Origin of the sequence: Roseibacillus persicicus (genome assembly GCF_014651675.1) — a bacterium.
GTDB lineage: Bacteria > Verrucomicrobiota > Verrucomicrobiia > Verrucomicrobiales > Akkermansiaceae > Roseibacillus > Roseibacillus persicicus.
The window spans coordinates 421-1050 of the sequence record NZ_BMXI01000060.1; the positions used below are offsets into that span (position 1 = coordinate 421).

The 630-nt window shown below is 51.3% G+C and carries 1 protein-coding gene; it reads left to right on the forward strand.

Annotation, left to right across the window (positions count from 1 at the left end; translation table 11 throughout):
* On the forward strand, nucleotides 1-372 hold a 372-nt coding region (locus tag IE099_RS20590; protein ID WP_229809632.1), incomplete at its 5' end, for a hypothetical protein.
* Nucleotides 373-630 lie beyond the last annotated feature (258 nt).

Below are 630 nucleotides of genomic sequence, written 5' to 3' on the forward strand. Positions count from 1 at the left end.
ATGAGGGCTACGTGGTATATTCTCTTAGTGGCTATCATCGCATTAGTTTGTTCGCATTGTAACCGCCGTGACTTTACGGAGCGACCTGAAGTGAGAGCGGAAATTCATGCGAGGGAATCCGATGGTTGGGATTTTGTCGAGATGGTTGGCGAGGCGCATGGGAAACCTGATCCAAACGGTCAGGAAGTTCGATTTTCAGGCAAGTCGGAAGCTATTACTGTGTTTGCCATGAATAGTGGATCGAATGGATATAGCTCCCGACAGCAGGAATGGCGGAAGGTGTTTCAAGAGGATGTTGTTCTGTTCCTAGAGGTAAAGGTTATGACCTCGCCTGCAGATAGCTACTCACTTGTCTTTCGGAAAACGCCTTAGTCTGTTTCTGTGCGGATACTTAGCTTCTGCAGGGCCGAACAATGCGCAGCACCACAAATCCGACCGCGCTGGCGAGTCGGAGGTTGACTGGAAGGCGGAGTGTGGTAGAACTAGTGGAAGCGCGCTGAGTCGGTCGGATTGGGTGTGCTGAGACGTTATCCAATGTAAGCATTGCGGACTTTGCATTGTTTTGAATGGCGAGTTCGCGGTGACGGATGCTCAGTAACGAGGTTTTGCGCGGTAGGCGAGTTCGGCGTC